This window comes from Psychrobacter namhaensis (assembly GCF_016107545.1).
In the GTDB taxonomy this organism is placed as follows: domain Bacteria; phylum Pseudomonadota; class Gammaproteobacteria; order Pseudomonadales; family Moraxellaceae; genus Psychrobacter; species Psychrobacter namhaensis.
In genome coordinates, this window is sequence record NZ_JABASS010000002.1 from 158507 (window position 1) to 175342 (window position 16836).

A 16836-nucleotide genomic window follows, 5' to 3' on the forward strand; every position below is an offset into this window, starting at 1 on the left:
TTGGGGCCTAAAACCATAACCCGCCTTAATTCGGCTTGCGGCGCATCAGACTGTTGGCGACCCACGCTGGACCAATCAATAAGAACTGTAAGTCCTCAAAAAATGACGGTTTTTTCCCTTCGATTTTATGACCAATAAACTGCCCAATCCAAGCGACAATAAAAATACCTGCCCAGATTTTAAAGCCCCATGGTAACGCCGCCATTACTGACAGACAAATGAGAATAAACATGCCCATCGCCAAAAACAGCGGCGTGGATAGACGCATGTAAAACAACAATACCAAGGCGCTAAGTACCAAGGTAAACCAGACTGATAGCGACATACCCATGCCAAGCAAACTGACAAAAATAGTCGGGACACATAACCAATGGATTTTTTTGTTAATCAGGTTTTGGTGACTGACAGAATACTCACTGAGCCACTGCTCCAGTGTGCGTTTAGACATTCGTTTTTGACGATTATAAGACATACTAACCTCCTTGTTAGTAATTGAAACCATAGACTGACATTTATTATCAATCTGGGTATTAATATAGCTCTTAGAATCAGTTGTAGCACTAATGGCGCCAATCTACCAGATTATCTGATAGACGGCTCAGTCAAAATCAGCTATACAATTCGCGATGGTGGGCAAAATCACTCGTATATTGAAAAGCTAGCTGACGATATAAAGCGATTAGCCTTGCTCGCTGCGATACCATTCATAAAGACCAACAAACGCATTGACTTGATACACCATGGTTTGAATGGCAAAGATAAAATTGCCTGACATCAGGTTAACGATAAGCCAGACAAAATTGACGATAATCCATAGCCACCAGTTAAATGAGTAGCGCAAAATCATCGCGGCTTGGGCAGTGATGGAAAGCACAAAAGCGATCACATTGATCCAAAAAAAAGAAATAAATCCTAAGAACTGACTGTTATCGTCCTCTACCACCGCATAACCGTAGCTCGCTAATAAATCATTTATCGTTGGGAAGAGAGCAAGGCCAATGACAATGAATGCGGCGGTAATGAACCAAACCGCTTTGCTAGCAGATTTGGGTATCATGTCGCCATCAGGATCCGTATGTTTGGACCAATAAAAAATACCATAGACGTGGGTAAAGAAGTTAAAAAGTGGTGCTAGCATCAAACCCACGGCACCTGAGGTCGCTTGCACAATCACTTCGCCAGCGGTTGCGCCCATACCGAAGCCATTGCCCATGACGTTTTTGCGAAAAGACAGCGATACAACACACACCAGACCAATAAAAGAGACGGCCAAATAAAACCAATCAAGCGTGGTATGGTCTGTGGTCAGCCAAAAGCCTGCGGATAAGGCAATGACGCCGCAAATAAACCAAATAACAATCCATTGCATCGCCCATTTTCCGGTGATGTTGTCCAATAGCTGAATACGCATAGTTTTTTCCCTAACATAATGACTGATTTTAATAAGGTGGTGCCTGAAACGCGCTGGCTAACTCAATGATGATGGTAAATATGTTGATCGATAAATAGTAATGCTTGCTGATAGCGTGCGTCATAGTCAGGCTCATCAATTAAGTATGGCTCGATATGGTGACGGGCAAAAATGTCGATCAGCCGCTGCTCAAACCGTCCACGGGCTTCAGGCGTTCCTAAAGAGCGCATGCCATCGTCGACCCACGGCGTGTTGTTATCCAGCATAATCGTATGATCCAAGCGAAACTCATCGATACAAGCGGCCACAAAAGGGTGAGGGCGGCCTTCATATTCTTCACAGAATGCCTGTGTGGTGACAAAATCCGTATCAACGATGGTGACAGGGGCGGTTGCCACCGCTGCCGCATCTCGTATCGCCTGCGCATGATTGAGCGAAATGGGACCGTAGTCACTATACTGAAGCCCAACTTCTTTGCCGCCCAAGTCTGTCCCAACGTACAGGCGACCCATCTCAAGGGCAAAGCTGGCACCATAATGATTGGCAAGCTTATGTACCAATGTCGTTTTGCCTGAGCTTTCACCGCCGACGATCGCTACCGTCTTGGTATAATTTCCGCGCGCTTGTGGGTGAATCGCTGACCAATGGGCGACGGGGTCGCAAGCTATAGCATAAGAGTCAAACTCAGGCTGCAGCGGGGTGGTGACAACTTGCAGCAGTAGCTGCTCTTGAACCGCACTCTGGGTCAGGGGGTGGTTATCAGCCACGAATAATACCGTCTTTGTTGGCAGCTCTAGCGCCGCCATCAAGCGTTGTAATTTCGCGTTACTCACAGTCACATCAATACTGACATCAGCGAAATGCTCGTGGAGCGGTAGCTCAATCTCATGCGTGGTATGAATGTGAATGAATGGCATATCTGCACAGGCCATTTGTAGCCAGCGCGCTTTGTCTTGTAAGGTAATGGCAAAGTCTGGATGCGGTGATGGATGCGCCATAATAACGATGTGTAGTCTCTTTGCTTGTCCTGCTGCATACAATATGCTGCGCATCTGCCCCAGATGCAAAGGTTCAAAGTGTCCAATCATCAATCCCGTGTCGTATATAGCCATTCTTGTTTTAACCTTTTTTGTCTGATTATGGGTAGTTTTAACGATGACTCATCTAAACTTAAGTGATTTATCAGCATGGTATAAAGGTTTTTGGGGATTTGCAGGTAGGTTATTGTAAACGGGAGTGGTGCGCTGAGTTCCTTAGACACTACAGACCCTACTTTTCTAACAGTGACAGACGTGGTTTGGTATAAATCTGGCGCATCAACTTTTCGTCCGTCTTTTTACACCGCTCATTTTATGAAGTTCAAATGCCGCTTATGTGCTTGATTATATGTGCAAATCGAAGAATGCCGAACGCAAAGTGGTAAGGTTTGAGCAATAAACCCAACTCTGAAACATTTTGAAATAATTATTTAAAATCAGCAAGTTAAGAGGCTTTATGACAGAATGTGGCAAGCTCGAGTAGCATAAACTCACAAAGTACGCCTACATTTTCAACAGATACATGCTTAATAGTTGATATAATTATTTACAAGTTAAGAAGATTGCTTTAGCTTAAAAACTAAAGACAAAAAATGAAGTAAAAAAACTAGAAGAAATAAACAAAATAATCGATAGAGAGGTAGTTGATTTGGCTAAATTAGCAAAGTTGCATCGCTCACGGAACAATCGCATGATTGCAGGTGTGATGGGCGGAATTGCAGAGTATGCAGGCTGGTCACCCACTTGGGTCAGACTGTTATTCGTCATTATTTCGTCGCTAAGTGCCGCAGTCCCAGGTATCTTAATTTACATTGTTTTATGGATAGTGATGCCAAAAGCGACCAATCAGTCTTATCAATAAGACGGATGCAGTATTAAAAATTATTTCAAAAAGAAGGTTTAGATAATAAAAGTTTAAATAAAACTGTTTCCCTTAAAGTATTATTTTTCTAACAAGCAGTTTCCTTAAAAAGATAAGTTCCTTAAAAAACAAAAAGCCTGACCAATCAGGATGCCCACGATATACTTTTCCTCCTGCCCAGATGCTAACGCGTTTGGGTATTTTTTTATCTGTGTCTGTGGCCGTTTGCATCCTTAGCGTTTGGGTGCAAATAGGCGATACAACTGAGTATTTATGCACACAATGTAAATTTAGTTGTCGTAAATATGGATAAAATAGTCAATTTTTAGTAAGGTGAGCAGGCAAATAGAGTCGTTGCCAAATAGGCCATGCGAGCGCTATCAGAGATTTATTTAATCATACTCATTCCACAGTGGCTTTACTATGAAAACCCAAACTATGACATCCGAAGCGACAACCCCGATGATACAAGATAAAGAACCCCAACCGATGACCTTTCAAGATTTAATCCTTACCCTACAAAATTATTGGGCCGATAAAGGCTGCGTGGTGTTGCAACCCTATGATATGGAGGTTGGCGCGGGCACTTTTCATACCGCGACGTTTTTGCGTTCATTAGGTCCTGAGCGCTGGAATGCCGCTTATGTACAGCCGTCACGCCGTCCAACTGATGGTCGCTATGGTGATAACCCAAACCGTTTGCAGCACTATTATCAGTTTCAAGTGGTACTCAAGCCCAATCCGCCCAATATTCAAGAGCTGTATTTGGACTCACTACGCGCCATCGGTATCGATCCGTTGGTGCATGATGTCCGTTTTGTGGAAGACAACTGGGAGTCACCAACGCTTGGCGCGTGGGGCCTTGGTTGGGAGATTTGGCTAAACGGTATGGAAGTGACCCAGTTTACCTACTTCCAGCAAGTAGGCGGTATCGAGTGTTTCCCAGTCACAGGTGAGATCACTTATGGTCTTGAGCGTTTGGCCATGTATGTGCAGGGCGTTGATAGCGTTTATGATTTGGTGTGGGCGGATGGCGAGTTTGGCCGTGTCACTTATGGTGATGTTTTCCACCAAAACGAAGTTGAGCAGTCTACTTATAACTTTGAGCACGCTGATGTGCCGATGATGGGCGAGATGTTTGATTTTTATGAGCAGCAAGCAGATAAATTGGTCGAAGCAGGGTTGCCGTTGCCCGCTTATGAGATGGTATTAAAAGCATCCCATGCCTTTAATTTGCTCGATGCGCGCGGTGCCATCTCAGTCACGGAGCGTCAGCGTTTTATCTTACGCGTTCGTACGCTTGCGCGTAAGGTCGCTTTTGGTTATGTCGAAGCACGTGCCAAACTGGGCTTCCCGTTAGCAGATGAAGCGCATCGCCAAGACGCGCTGGATAAGTATTTGCCAAAAGAAGACGTGGCAACAGAAGACTTAGAAATAGAAAATACTGACAACAATCAGTCTACTAATAACCAATCTACTAACAATAAATAGGAGCATCCCATGAGTACTATTCTATTTGAACTGGGGTGTGAAGAGCTACCTCCAAAAAGCCTAAAGCCGTTACGTGATGCGCTACAAGCGAGTGTCACTGAGCAATTAACGGACGCGGATATCAGCTTTGATAGTATCAAAGCCTTTGCGGCCCCGCGCCGTTTAGCGATTCAGATTCAGGGCATTAGCGACAAGCAGCCTGATCGCACTGAGCAAAAACGAGGACCAGCAATCAAAGCGGCGTTTGATGCCGATGGCAATCCAACACGTGCGGCGATGGGTTTTGCCAAAGGTTTGGGCATTGACGCCAGCGAGCTGACAACCATAAACACCGATAAAGGTGACTATGTCGGCTATGAGCAAACCATTCATGGGCAAGCCACCACTGAGCTGCTGCCTGCTATTTTTCAAACCGCGCTTGATAATTTGCCCATTGCAAAGCGTATGCGTTCAGGCGCATCAAGAGATGAGTTTGTGCGTCCAGTACAGTGGGCGGTATTGATGCAGGATGATGCCATCATTGATGCCACTATCCAAGGACACCAGACGGGCACGCAAACCCGTGGTCACCGTTTCCACAGCCCTGACTATCACACTATTGCTCATGCGAATGATTATGAGCAGCTGCTCGATAGTTTAAAAGTCGTGGCAGATTTTGATAAGCGTCAAATGCTAATCAAAAACCAAGTCAAAGCGTTGGCAGATGAAGTCAACTCTGACGCCATCGTACCGCAAGATTTATTGGACGAAGTCACCGCATTGGTTGACTTCCCGATTGCGCTACGGGCAAGCTTTGAAGCACGTTTTTTACAAGTGCCACAAGAAGCGCTGATTTCTACCATGCAAGCGGATCAAAAATATTTCTGTCTAACGGATAAAGCAGGCAAGTTGCAGCCTTACTTTATTTTCATTACCAATATCGAGTCCAAAGATCCCAATCAGATCATTGAAGGCAACGAAAAAGTCGTGCGTCCGCGTTTGGCTGATGCCGAATTTTTCTTCTTACAAGATCAAAAACAGCCGTTATTTGCACTCACAGAGAGCCTCAAAACTCGTGTGTTCCAAGATAAACTAGGCACCATCTGGGAGAAATCTGAGCGTATCGCCAAGCTTGCCGCCTTTATTGCTACCTTAATGCAACAGCAAGGGCGTGAGATTAGCGTTGATGAGACAGTACGTGCTGCGATATTGTCCAAAGCAGATTTGGCAAGCTCACTCGTTGGTGAATACCCTGAACTGCAAGGAATTGCAGGTACTTATTATGCGCGTCTGAACGGAGAGCCTGAAGCGGTTGCGGCCAGCTTAGAAGAGCAATATCTGCCAAAGTTCAGTGGCGATGTCTTACCGCAGACACCGATTGGGATTTGTTTGGCGTTGGCGGATCGTTTGGATACGCTGGTTGGTATTTTTGCTATTGACCAAGCACCGACGGGTTCAAAAGACCCGTTTAGCTTACGCCGTTCGGCCATCGGTATCTTACGTATTTTAATCGAAAAGCAGCTACCCATTAACTTGGTTGCACTGGTTGAACAAGCGATTAAAAACTACAGTGATGCTAAAGGCAGTAAGATTGCTAAAATGGGTGATACCTTTACCCAGGTAATGGCATTCTTAAACTCACGCTATCGTGCGATGTACACCGAGCAAGGCGTTAGCGTTGATACGATTCAAGCGGTACAGGCAATCAATCCGCATATGCCGCTTGATTTCGATCAGCGTATTCGTGCGGTACAAGCGTTTAGTGAACTGTCACAAGCCTCCATGTTGGCCGACTCCAACAAGCGCGTGGCTAATATATTAGCCAAGTCAGAAATGAGTGTCGCTGACACTGTTGATGAGGCGCTATTGACTGAGCCTGCTGAGCAGAGCTTATACAGCAGCGTGCGTGAGGCGCAGACGGCAGTGACTCCGCTACTCAAAAAAGCGGACTACACGCAAGTGTTGCAAACGCTTGCCAGCTTAGATGAGCCATTGACCCAGTTTTTTGATAATGTGATGGTCAATAGTGAAGATGATGCGCTTAAGAATAATCGCTTAGCATTGCTAAAGCAGGTTCGCGCCTTATTTTTAACGGTGGCTGATATCAGTGAGTTACAGCTATAATCTGCTGAAAACCAATCACTGGTTTAATGGATTGTTTATACAAAAAACTGGCTTTGTATGGCCAGTTTTTTATCCCTTACCGCGCTAACTTATACCCGAAGGAGTACTGCCGTGTTTGGTGTTATTATTGTCATTCTTATGATTTGGGCGGTGATGTGGGCCTTTTATAAGTTTATGTACCCGCGTCCACCCAAAAGCATGATGCCAAAAAAAGGCGATGTCACCACCCCGCGTACCTGCGATTTTTGCGGCAATAGCTTGGCAGAATATCGCGGTGTACTCGAGACCAATCCAGAGTTAGCCGTAACGGATGAGAGCGGTATTGATAGCAAGAAGGAATTGTTCTTTTGCAATTACGAGCATCAGGCCGACTTTCATGCAGGTAAGGTCTATCAACCTAACCTATAGGCAGTTCGATATAAAATCGAGATGTTGAGGGCTATACGTTGAGCACTGCGGGCTATTGCGATAAATTTACCTTATATACTGTGAACACAGAGACGGCAACAAATTTATCCTAGTAGCGGCGCTATCTCAGTTGTCAATTCAATCGATTGTATAAACAGATGGGTTATCGATTAGGCATAAAAAAGCGCTTAGCTTGATTGGCTAGGCGCTTCTGTGTTCGATGTATCAATATGACTTACAGAACAGACTGTGCGTCTTTCATGATTTTATTGAGTAGGGCTTCAGACTGTTTGTTTTGCTGTAAGCGATCTTCCTCACTTCTTTGATTTGCGTCGATTTTCTCATAGAGATTCAAGCAGCACAGTACCAGTATGCTTTCTTGGCTGAGGCTAGGGGCGTCTCTTTTTAGTTCAAGGGCATAGTTATTGATATAAGAGACCGCTGAAAGCAGCTCCTCTTGTTCATGTACGGGGCAAAAAATTGGATAGGTCACGCCCGCAATCGCAATGTCTACTTTTTTGATTTGGGGTTCAGGATTTTTGGTCATTTTATTAGTCGGCTGCGATTGCAGTCCTGTATTTTGTGCTTGGTTGTCTTTGATTTGAGGGTTTTTGGGCTGTTTTTCTATAAGTTTGCTTTGGTCATCGGTCATGATAAATCCTACAATATTTAGTCAGTAAAGGGTGTGGTATAAGGTAGTAAAAATAGAGTGGCACCATTCGATAAAGGATAGGGTTTTTATCTATTTTGACGACTCATTAACCTTCTGCTTGGTCGATACGGGTTAAGCGTTTTAATACCACCTGTGTGCGCTCCGCGGCTAGTTGATTCTTTTTTTGTAGTTCACTATTTTGTTGTTTGATGTCGTGATACTGCTGCTTTAACTCATTATTTTGCTGTTGCAGTTCGCTGTTTTGTTGTTGTAGTTGGCTGATCTGTTTTTGCAGCTTGTCTTGCTCTTCACCAATCATGTGATGCGCTTCTGCAAGGTTTTGGTAGCGTTTATCGAGATCGTTTAGTTGTTTTTTGGCACCGTCACGTTCTGTATGGCTGGTATTGAGCTTGGTTTTTAGGGCGGCAAGCTCTTGAGGATCAGTAACAGGGTTTTGTTTAAGACTGCTAAGTTCAGCACTGACAAGCTGATACTGTTTTTTGATGTCGAGTACCATTTTTTCTAATATTTTAAGTTGATCATACATAGTCAGTTTTTATCCTTAACAAGTAAGCGTGGATGAATTTTGTTTTCTGCGTTTAATAATGCCATAGGTGACCGCATAATATCTATATCAACAAAGTAATTACACGTATTAGGCTTGGTCTTTTTACGGTTACTAGCCGTGGTTTTGTCAGTGACATTGCACGGCGTCTACTTCTATTTTTTCAGCAATAATCAATCACTAGGACATCTATTATGAATGACAATATCTCTGGCTGGAATACTTGGCTGACCGCTTTTGATGACTGGACTGATGTGTCTATCAGTGAGGTACACGGTTTGATGACGGGGCTGATGACGGCTTGTAATGCCCCTGACGAAAAGGTCTGGGCGAAGGTGTTTGAGGAGTTGAGTTTTGCGCCATTACCAGAGCCTGCCTTGACCTTATTGGCTGAAGAAGCGGAAGATACCGTGTTTCAGCTTAAAGACAAAGATGATGCCTATTCTTATATGCCGCTGATACCTGATGATGAACACGATTTATACGAGCGCGTGATGGCATTGAAACAGTGGGCGAATGGTTTTATGACCGGCTTTGGCATTACCGACTGCCGTCTCACCAGTGAAGAAAATGAGATGCTCTCGGATTTGGCCAAAATTGGCGCGATACGCCTTGAAGACGATGAAGATTTTGAAGGTGGTGAAGAGTCCTATCTGTACATCTATGAGTTTGCGCGTATGGTGCCAGTGAGCTTTGCCACTCGTAAGCGTAAGCCAGTCAAAGACATCGCCCTCATATCTGGACTTGCTCTCGATGCCAAAACGACTCAAGAGCTACAAGCAGAAGGTAAGCTGCCAAAACCAATGCCACCAGTCGTTGATGCGATGAACCAAAAAAATCCATCGTAAATGATGTGATTTGATAAGACAAAAAGACTCGCTTTTTTATCTTACATCGTGATAAGGATATTTCATGACTTCTCTCAACAAGAATCAGCTAAAAAATGTGTCTTACCCTAAACAAAGCATCGATTGGCTCACCCGTCTGATTGGCTTTGATACCGTCAGTCGGCACTCAAACTTAGCCCTGATTGAAGACGTGCAAGTCTACTGTGAGCATTTGGGTCTAACGGTAGATTTGACCTTCAATGAGGCCAAAAATAAAGCCAATCTATTTGTGACCGTGCCAGCAGGAGAAAACGCGGATAAAGTGGACAATGGGCTGGTACTGTCAGGGCATACGGATGTGGTGCCAGTTGATGGTCAAGAGTGGTCATCAGATCCTTTTAACGCGGCGATCCGTGGTGACAAGCTATACGGGCGCGGCGCTTGTGATATGAAAGGCTTTATCGCTTGTGCGTTGACGCTACTGCCACAGGCTGTACAGTTATCAAACAGTGGTCAGCTACGTCGTCCATTGCACTTGGCGTTGTCATTTGATGAAGAGGTGGGCTGCTTAGGTGCACCCTTGATATTAGCTGATCTAAAAGCGCGCGGTATTACGCCTGATTATTGCATCGTGGGTGAGCCGACCAATATGGCGATGGTGGTCGCCCATAAAGGCATTGCTGTTTATCGTTGCCGTGTACATGGTAAGTCTGCGCATTCATCACTGACGGCGCAAGGGGTCAATGCCATCAGCTATGCCAGCCGTTTGATCGGATACGTCGATACTTTGGCAGAAGAGATAAGTTGTCGCGAAGACAATGATGCGCTGTTTGATGTGCCTTATTCGACCTTATCTGTCGGCACCATCCACGGTGGTACAGCGACCAACATTGTGCCCAATCTGTGTGAGTTTACTTTTGATTACCGCAATTTGCCGCATATGACGCAAGACGATATATTAGCACCGATCCAAGCAAAGGTGGCAGAGCTGAGCGCACAAATGCAAGCGCGTGCCCCAGAGACAGGGATTGAGCTGATGCAAGAAGAAAGCGTGCCGGCTATGACCGATAACGATAGCGCTGAGCTACAAGCGTTAATAGCGGCTCTAACGGGGGATGATGACCGTCACAAAGTGGCTTATGCGACGGAAGGTGGTCAGTTTACCAATGCAGGTATTCCAACGATTATTTGTGGCCCTGGTAGTATTGAACAAGCTCACAAGGCGGATGAGTATGTTGAGCTTAGCGAAGTGGCACGCTGTGATGAATTTTTACAGAAGTTGCTCACAAGCTGTACGCTCAAGTAATCTATAAAAAGCGCGCTGTCCATTTTTGATATTCGGTAGTCGATTGCTTAACATTTTTTATAAATAACGACGTAGGGGTTGGCTGATGTCTTGGCATCTGTTTGCGGTATTTTTTGCAAGTACATTTTTGATTTCAGCGACCCCAGGTCCGAACATGCTATTAGCGTTTCAATATGGGATGAATTATGGCGTGAAGCGTACGCTGTGGACGCTGGCGGGCTTGAGTCTTGGTTTGTTTATTTTACTGCTCTCAACTTTGCTAGGTTTGGATGTTATCAGTCGCCAATCGCCTTGGTTGCTGACGGTGATCAAAGCGGTAGGAGCGGCCTATTTGATTTATTTGGGGATCAGCTCGTGGCGTGATGCTGGTGGTAGCTTGATGAAGGATGCGCGCGAGATGAGCGAGGAAGTCGCCATTGACTACCTTGCCTATGACGAAGCTACAGCTGATACCCCCAAACCGCGCTCGCTCTCTAGTGCTGCGGTTACATTTGCCCCAAGTAATATGACGTTGTTTCGTACGGGTGTTTGGGTGTCTTTATCCAACCCAAAAGCCATCTTGTTCTTTGCTGCTTTCTTCCCCAAGTTTATCAATTTTAGCGCGCCGTTATGGCCACAATACATTTTATTGACCATCGGATTGTTTTTCAGTGAGACGATTTGGCAGATCGTTTACACCCTAGGCGGTAAGAAGCTGGCAAGCTGGCTGGATGTTGGCAGTCGCTTGGCTTGGCTTAACCGTGGTTGCGGTGTCATATTTATAGTGATTGCGGCTGCGCTATTGGCTGAAGTTGTAAACAGTTTTATGGTTTAAAATATAGTCGATTCATTTTGAGAGCGACACAGGACGATCATGAGGGGATTTTTACAGCTTTATGTGAGCGAGCACACTTCGAACTGGCGATAAAAAAGCCGTTTACTATATTTATAATAGTGAACGGCTTTTTTGTTTATGCACACTCAGCTTTTAAACATTTAAGCCAATACCTCGATTAGCTCACCCTTCACCATATGCGGGCTGACAAAATCAGTAACGCGGACACTAACGATTTTACCGAGCAGCTCATTCATTTGCTCTTCATCGTACGGGAACATAACCGTACGTGTATTGTCTGCCGTACCGATTAAACAATCAGGGTGACGGTTGGCAATTTGTTCAACCAACACGCGAGTCGTGGTACCGATCATTTCATGCGTTTTAGCAAGTGTCGAGTCGATGATAACCTTTTGGAACTCAGCCAAGCGTGCTTTTTTGGTCGTGAAGCTGACATCATCTGGTAACTCTGCCGCTGGCGTACCCGGACGCTTAGAATAAATAAAGCTGTAAGAGTGATCGAAGTTTAATGCTTTTGCCAAGTTCAACGTTTCTTGGAAGTGTTCATCTGTCTCACCTGGGAAGCCAATGATAAAGTCGCTAGACAAGTGGATATCGGGACGAATGGCTTTTAGTTTATTAATTTGATTGATGTAGACATCAATGGTGTGGTTACGCTTCATGGCAGCAAGAATCGCATTGGAGCCGCTTTGTACCGGTAGATGCAAGTGTGACACCAGCTCTGGCAGTTGCGCATAAGCGTCAATGATATCGTCGGTAAACTCGAGCGGGTGGCTAGTGGTATAACGTATACGCTCAACGCCATCGACATGCGACACATAGTGTAATAGCTCGGCGAAGCGGCAGACACTGCCATCGTCTTTTTCGCCACGATAGCCATTGACGTTTTGGCCCAACAAGTTGATCTCACGGATACCTTGCGCCGCTAAGCTGTCAATCTCAGCCAACACATCATCAAGTGGGCGCGACAACTCTTCACCGCGGGTATAAGGCACGACGCAGAATGAGCAATATTTTGAGCAACCTTCCATAATGGAGACAAAGGCTTTATAGCCTTCTACTCTTGGTTCTGGTAGGAAATCAAATTTTTCAATACTTGGGAAGGATACATCAATGGTGCCGATACGGTTCTTAGGAGAGACATCGCGCTGCTCGTTCGATTGATCATATAGCTCTGGCAAACGGTGTAAGGTTTGCGGGCCGAACACCATATCGACGTATGGGGCGCGCTTTTGAATGTTATCGCCTTCTTGTGAGGCCACGCAGCCGCCAACCCCAATGACTAGGTCGGGACGTTTTTCTTTTAGTTTGCGCCAGCGACCCAGTTCTGAAAAGACTTTTTCTTGCGCTTTTTCACGAATAGAGCAGGTGTTCATCAGGAGTACATCGGCTTCATCGATATCGTGTGTCACTTCCATGCCGTGTGAGTCACCAAGTACGTCAAGCATTTTGCCTGAGTCATAGACATTCATTTGACAGCCTTGAGTGGTGACAAAGACCTTTTTAGGAGGGGTACTGTGGACAGGTGATTGCGCTGAACTTGGTTCTTTGAGTGCAGTGACAGCAGGCGCGGCAGCAGTTGTTTTAGCAACAGCAGCGTCATTATTAATGCGGGGATTAAATACAGTAACACTCATAAGGATAAGTCCATGATTGACTAAAAATATAGCGGGGTAGCCGATTAACAGGTGGCGTATTTTATCACAACCCGCTCCCAATGTGAAAAATTAGCACGGGCAATCTAGGGTTATTATCATAGATAATTCATAACAGTATCAAATATTTACTGGGGTTAGCAGCGCTTTTAGTAAAAACTACCCACCACTATCACTTCTATGTTACACCGCGCTGTCCTATTTATTAACGAAAGGTAAAGGTGATGGTTGAAAGTGCAACGAGTATAGTATGATAAGCGCCATAGCCTTAGCGGTACTCGGCAATTCGTGGTTTATAAATGTGTAGTGATATAATAAAGAGAGACAATATGACAAAGTTGCGCGTTGCTCATAGCATCAAGGATAGAGAGTCGACTGATCAAAAGGATGGTTCAAAGCGCCTCAAAATAAGTCGGCTAAGAGTGAGTGCGCTGAGCTTGGCGACGGCAGTCAGTGCGCTAGGATTGTCGCAAGTTGCTTGTGCCGAGCTGTGGGGCGATGATCAAGATAGCTATCAGCAAGATCGCAGCTATCAACAAGATAGTGGTGCAAGCTCATTTACCGCGGCAGCCATTGCGGCAGAGCGCGGCGACATGAGTGCCCTTTACAATTATGAGCAGGCCATGAGCGGCAGTCTGTTTGCCATGTATCCGACTTATTGGCGGATGAATTTAGACCTAAACTCGCAAAGTGCGGCTGCTGTGTCACAGTTTGTGCGCCAGTATCCCAATACCGTGATGGCAGAAAAGCTGGTGGCTGATTTTGCTGAAACCAAAGCGGGTTCTAATGACTACGCATCTGTCAGACAAGTGGCAAATCTCATTACCAATGCTGATGCAAGCGAGCGCTGTGCCGTGGCGCTTGGGTTTAATAACGGCGGTGATACCATGCGTGCCATGGCAGCAAAGTCAGATGTTTGGCTCACGACCATGAAACAGCCAGCCTTGTGTGAGCAGTTGGCGATGGAGATGAATAATAACGCGCTGATTAGCAATCAAGATAGGGCGGCTCGTCTTAAACGTATGCTACGTATCGGTAAGACGGGTGACATCATGGCATTGTCATCACGTCTTGGTACGCCGATTGCTTATTCAGCACTAAGTGACATTCAGCTGAATCCATCTTCGTTCTTTAGCCGTTTTGGCCGTGAGCCTGCCAGTCAAACCAACCAATATCTGTATTTATATGCGTTGGGACGTGTGGCTGATAAGTCTTATCGTGAAGCCGCGCTCCAGTTAGATTTTGATATCAAGCAAGACAACCAGCGCTCAATCAGACTGTTGAATGATGAGACCCGTCGTTATGCGTATCGCATCCTTGGGGTGAAGCGCATGAACTATAACACTGATGATGGGTTCAGCGCTGAGGCGGTTGACTGGTTTCGTAACAGTTTAGACGATGACTTTAACTTTGAAGAAGCGGAAGACTATGCCATGGCGGCGATTCGCTTTGGGCGTTGGGACGATGTCGTTGAAGCTATCTCCAAGATGGATAATGAAACCCAAAAAGACAATCAGTGGCAGTATTGGCTGGCACGCGCTTATGAGCAGTCAAGCAATGCCAATAAGCGCAGTATCGCTAAAAAAATGTATCAGAACCTAGCAAAAAGTAACGATTACTATGGACTGATGGCAAAAGATAAAATCGGTCAGCGTTTTGATGCCAGTCGTTTGGGTGGTCATCATTTACCGAATGTCAGTAATGCCGACCGTGCGCGTGTCATGCAAGATGCAAACTTCGCTCGTGCTTTTGCCTTATATAATGCGGATGTCAGCCGTGCCTATGCCAATCGTGAGTGGAACTGGGCGGTGAAACAGGCGCGTGACAATCGTGATGATAATTTAATCGTAGCTGCGGCTCGTCAAGCCTATGATCTCGGCTGGCTCGACCGTGCGATTTATGCCATTGATAATACTGATAGAGTCGATAGTTTGGCCCTGTCGCATCCAATGCCGCATCAAGATGCTGTGGTACGTTATAGTCAATCGGCAGGTATTGATCCTGCATGGGCATATGGCATTATGCGTCAAGAAAGCCGTTTTGTGACCTCGGCGCGCTCAAATGTTGGCGCTAGTGGTCTGATGCAAATCATGCCGGATACTGCAAAATACGTTGCCCGTCATTTGGGCGAGACCTATAGTGCCAGCCGCGCCAACAGTGGCGATACCAATATTCGTTATGGTACTTGGTACATGGGTGATATTTTTAAAAGGTTGAACCAGCAACCTGCGGTAGCAACGGCTGGCTATAACGCTGGACCGAACAATGCCAAGCGCTGGCAGCCCGCTTACGGATCACTAGCAGCTGACCAATATGTTGAGTCGATAGCGTTCCCTGAAACGCGCAACTATGTCAAACATGTGATGGAAAACGCCACTATTTATAGTAGCTTATTAGGCCGTAATCAACCCATTAGTCAGCGTATGGGCACGGTTCCTGCCACGTTCTGATAGCCACAGCTTTGTGCGCCATAGACCACTAACGATTTATCTTTAGTGGTCTATTTGTATGTTCATATTAGACTGTTTCCTGATGATAATGATAATGATAATGTTTACGTTTCTGCTATAGATTAAAAAAAACGTTTTGCTACCATTGCGTTAATTAGTGCCTTTAATTCGTGCTGATCAATCGATACCCATATTTTTTGTTAGCTCTATTCTTATGTTTGTGCGTGTTTAGTCTTGCGCGCTACGATCTAAGTTATAGTCCATGTTCTATCATTGCTAGATGCCTTCAGCCCTTATGATCAAAAAATATTTACGTCTGTTCCTATTATCAAAAGTGAGCCATCTCTCATCTGTTCAGGTGCAAGGACGCTCGCCCGTCAACCTGACCCCACCCCTTAATCAATCGACAATACTTTTCAAAAATAAACCTATCCAGCTCTTAGCGCCAGCACGCGCGGGTTTGATAGGCAAAAAGCCTACTGGCTATATGAATATTACCATGAGTATTGGCACGTTATTAATATTGCAAGGTGTCATGCTGCTGCCAGCACACGCTGCTAGCACTGTCAAAACAGGACAGCGTGTATTAATGGTTGAGATGACGCCGGCATTATGTAGCCTACAGCCAACGCGGGCTCGTATGCGTCAGTGTCTAGAAGGCTATTCATTAACGGTGTCAGGTTTAGACATGGGGTATGGTGAGCGCTGTGGGCGTGGAAGTGAACCGAGGCTGACGCCGTTACAACTAAAAGTCGTCAACCGTGTCATGCCAGACACAACAGTGCGTAGCCAAGCATGGCAGCATTATGGTATCTGTAGCCCGCTTAGTGCCAGTAGTTACTTTCGACAAATTACCAACTATGCTGGTGCGTTAAAACTACCGGCGGAGTTGAACACTGGGAATAGCTATACGGTCTCTAAATCACGCTTTATCAATCAAATGACCCACCTAAATAGGGGCATGTCTTCGGCTAGTATTGACTTGGTTTGTCAGGCAGGCAATCGCCGTCAGCAAACCTTGACTGAAATCCATGTTTGTTATGAGGGCAGCGGATTTGGTACTTGTCATGATGTTGTGGACAACTGTGGCAGTAAATTTGTCATCTCAGGCGGTAAATAATCTTTTTGACGGCTTTTTTTAACGGCTCTTTCATACTTATAGTTGCTTTTAAGGTTGTTTTGGTAGTTGCTTTTACTGTTTATCCTGAGGCTGCTTGGGGTAATTTTAAGTAAA

The 16836-nt window shown here is 45.4% G+C and carries 15 protein-coding genes; 9 read left to right on the forward strand and 6 right to left on the reverse strand.

Annotated elements, in window-relative coordinates; all coding sequences use genetic code 11:
* Window positions 1-25: 25 nt before the first annotated feature.
* The 3 genes from JFC06_RS02600 to nadR form a co-directional block, all read right to left on the reverse strand.
* Window positions 26-472 (reverse strand): Mpo1 family 2-hydroxy fatty acid dioxygenase, encoded by a 447-nt coding sequence (locus JFC06_RS02600; RefSeq protein WP_198333867.1) that lies wholly within the window; start codon window positions 470-472, stop codon window positions 26-28.
* Window positions 473-679: 207 nt separating this feature from the next.
* A complete protein-coding gene (gene pnuC, locus JFC06_RS02605) occupies window positions 680-1411 on the reverse strand; it encodes a nicotinamide riboside transporter PnuC (protein ID WP_198333868.1) in 732 nt (243 codons plus the stop codon).
* 62 nt (window positions 1412-1473) lie between these two features.
* A complete protein-coding gene (gene nadR / locus JFC06_RS02610; protein WP_227670112.1) occupies window positions 1474-2568 on the reverse strand; it encodes a multifunctional transcriptional regulator/nicotinamide-nucleotide adenylyltransferase/ribosylnicotinamide kinase NadR in 1095 nt (364 codons plus the stop codon).
* A 529-nt stretch (window positions 2569-3097) separates the two neighbouring features.
* Between nadR and JFC06_RS02615 the strand changes: the two genes are divergently transcribed.
* From JFC06_RS02615 to JFC06_RS02630, 4 genes are all read left to right on the forward strand, one after another.
* A complete protein-coding gene (locus JFC06_RS02615) occupies window positions 3098-3310 on the forward strand; it encodes a PspC domain-containing protein (protein WP_198333870.1) in 213 nt (70 codons plus the stop codon).
* Between the two features lie 489 nt (window positions 3311-3799).
* Window positions 3800-4801 (forward strand): glycine--tRNA ligase subunit alpha, encoded by a 1002-nt coding sequence (glyQ, locus tag JFC06_RS02620; protein ID WP_198334031.1) that lies wholly within the window; start codon window positions 3800-3802, stop codon window positions 4799-4801.
* Window positions 4802-4810: 9 nt separating this feature from the next.
* Window positions 4811-6904 (forward strand): glycine--tRNA ligase subunit beta, encoded by a 2094-nt coding sequence (gene glyS, locus JFC06_RS02625; protein WP_198333871.1) that lies wholly within the window; start codon window positions 4811-4813, stop codon window positions 6902-6904.
* A 111-nt stretch (window positions 6905-7015) separates the two neighbouring features.
* Window positions 7016-7312, forward strand: a complete 297-nt coding sequence (locus tag JFC06_RS02630; protein ID WP_406947912.1) for a hypothetical protein — start codon at window positions 7016-7018, stop codon at window positions 7310-7312.
* Between the two features lie 235 nt (window positions 7313-7547).
* Here the strand turns inward: JFC06_RS02630 and JFC06_RS02635 are convergent, their stop codons facing one another.
* Window positions 7548-7964 (reverse strand): cell division protein ZapA, encoded by a 417-nt coding sequence (locus tag JFC06_RS02635; protein WP_198333872.1) that lies wholly within the window; start codon window positions 7962-7964, stop codon window positions 7548-7550.
* Window positions 7965-8070: 106 nt separating this feature from the next.
* Complete coding sequence (locus JFC06_RS02640) at window positions 8071-8511, reverse strand: hypothetical protein (protein ID WP_193005310.1); 441 nt, start codon at window positions 8509-8511, stop codon at window positions 8071-8073.
* Between the two features lie 212 nt (window positions 8512-8723).
* Between JFC06_RS02640 and JFC06_RS02645 the strand changes: the two genes are divergently transcribed.
* From JFC06_RS02645 to JFC06_RS02655, 3 genes are all read left to right on the forward strand, one after another.
* A complete protein-coding gene (locus JFC06_RS02645; protein ID WP_198333873.1) occupies window positions 8724-9377 on the forward strand; it encodes a UPF0149 family protein in 654 nt (217 codons plus the stop codon).
* A 64-nt stretch (window positions 9378-9441) separates the two neighbouring features.
* Window positions 9442-10662 (forward strand): acetylornithine deacetylase, encoded by a 1221-nt coding sequence (gene argE / locus JFC06_RS02650; protein WP_198333874.1) that lies wholly within the window; start codon window positions 9442-9444, stop codon window positions 10660-10662.
* 85 nt (window positions 10663-10747) lie between these two features.
* Window positions 10748-11476, forward strand: coding sequence for a LysE family translocator (locus tag JFC06_RS02655; RefSeq protein WP_198333875.1), 729 nt, complete (start codon window positions 10748-10750; stop codon window positions 11474-11476).
* A 161-nt stretch (window positions 11477-11637) separates the two neighbouring features.
* Here JFC06_RS02655 and miaB read toward each other — a convergent pair whose 3' ends face one another.
* Complete coding sequence (gene miaB, locus JFC06_RS02660) at window positions 11638-13134, reverse strand: tRNA (N6-isopentenyl adenosine(37)-C2)-methylthiotransferase MiaB (protein WP_198333876.1); 1497 nt, start codon at window positions 13132-13134, stop codon at window positions 11638-11640.
* Between the two features lie 347 nt (window positions 13135-13481).
* On the opposite strand from miaB, the gene JFC06_RS02665 reads away from it, so the two are divergent.
* Together JFC06_RS02665 and JFC06_RS02670 are read left to right on the forward strand one after the other, a co-directional pair.
* Window positions 13482-15602: a lytic transglycosylase domain-containing protein gene (locus tag JFC06_RS02665; protein ID WP_198333877.1), complete on the forward strand. Its 2121-nt coding sequence runs from the start codon at window positions 13482-13484 to the stop codon at window positions 15600-15602.
* Between the two features lie 487 nt (window positions 15603-16089).
* On the forward strand, window positions 16090-16722 hold the full coding sequence (locus JFC06_RS02670) for a T2 family ribonuclease (RefSeq protein ID WP_198333878.1): 633 nt from the start codon (window positions 16090-16092) through the stop codon (window positions 16720-16722).
* The last annotated feature ends 114 nt before the right edge of the window (window positions 16723-16836 follow it).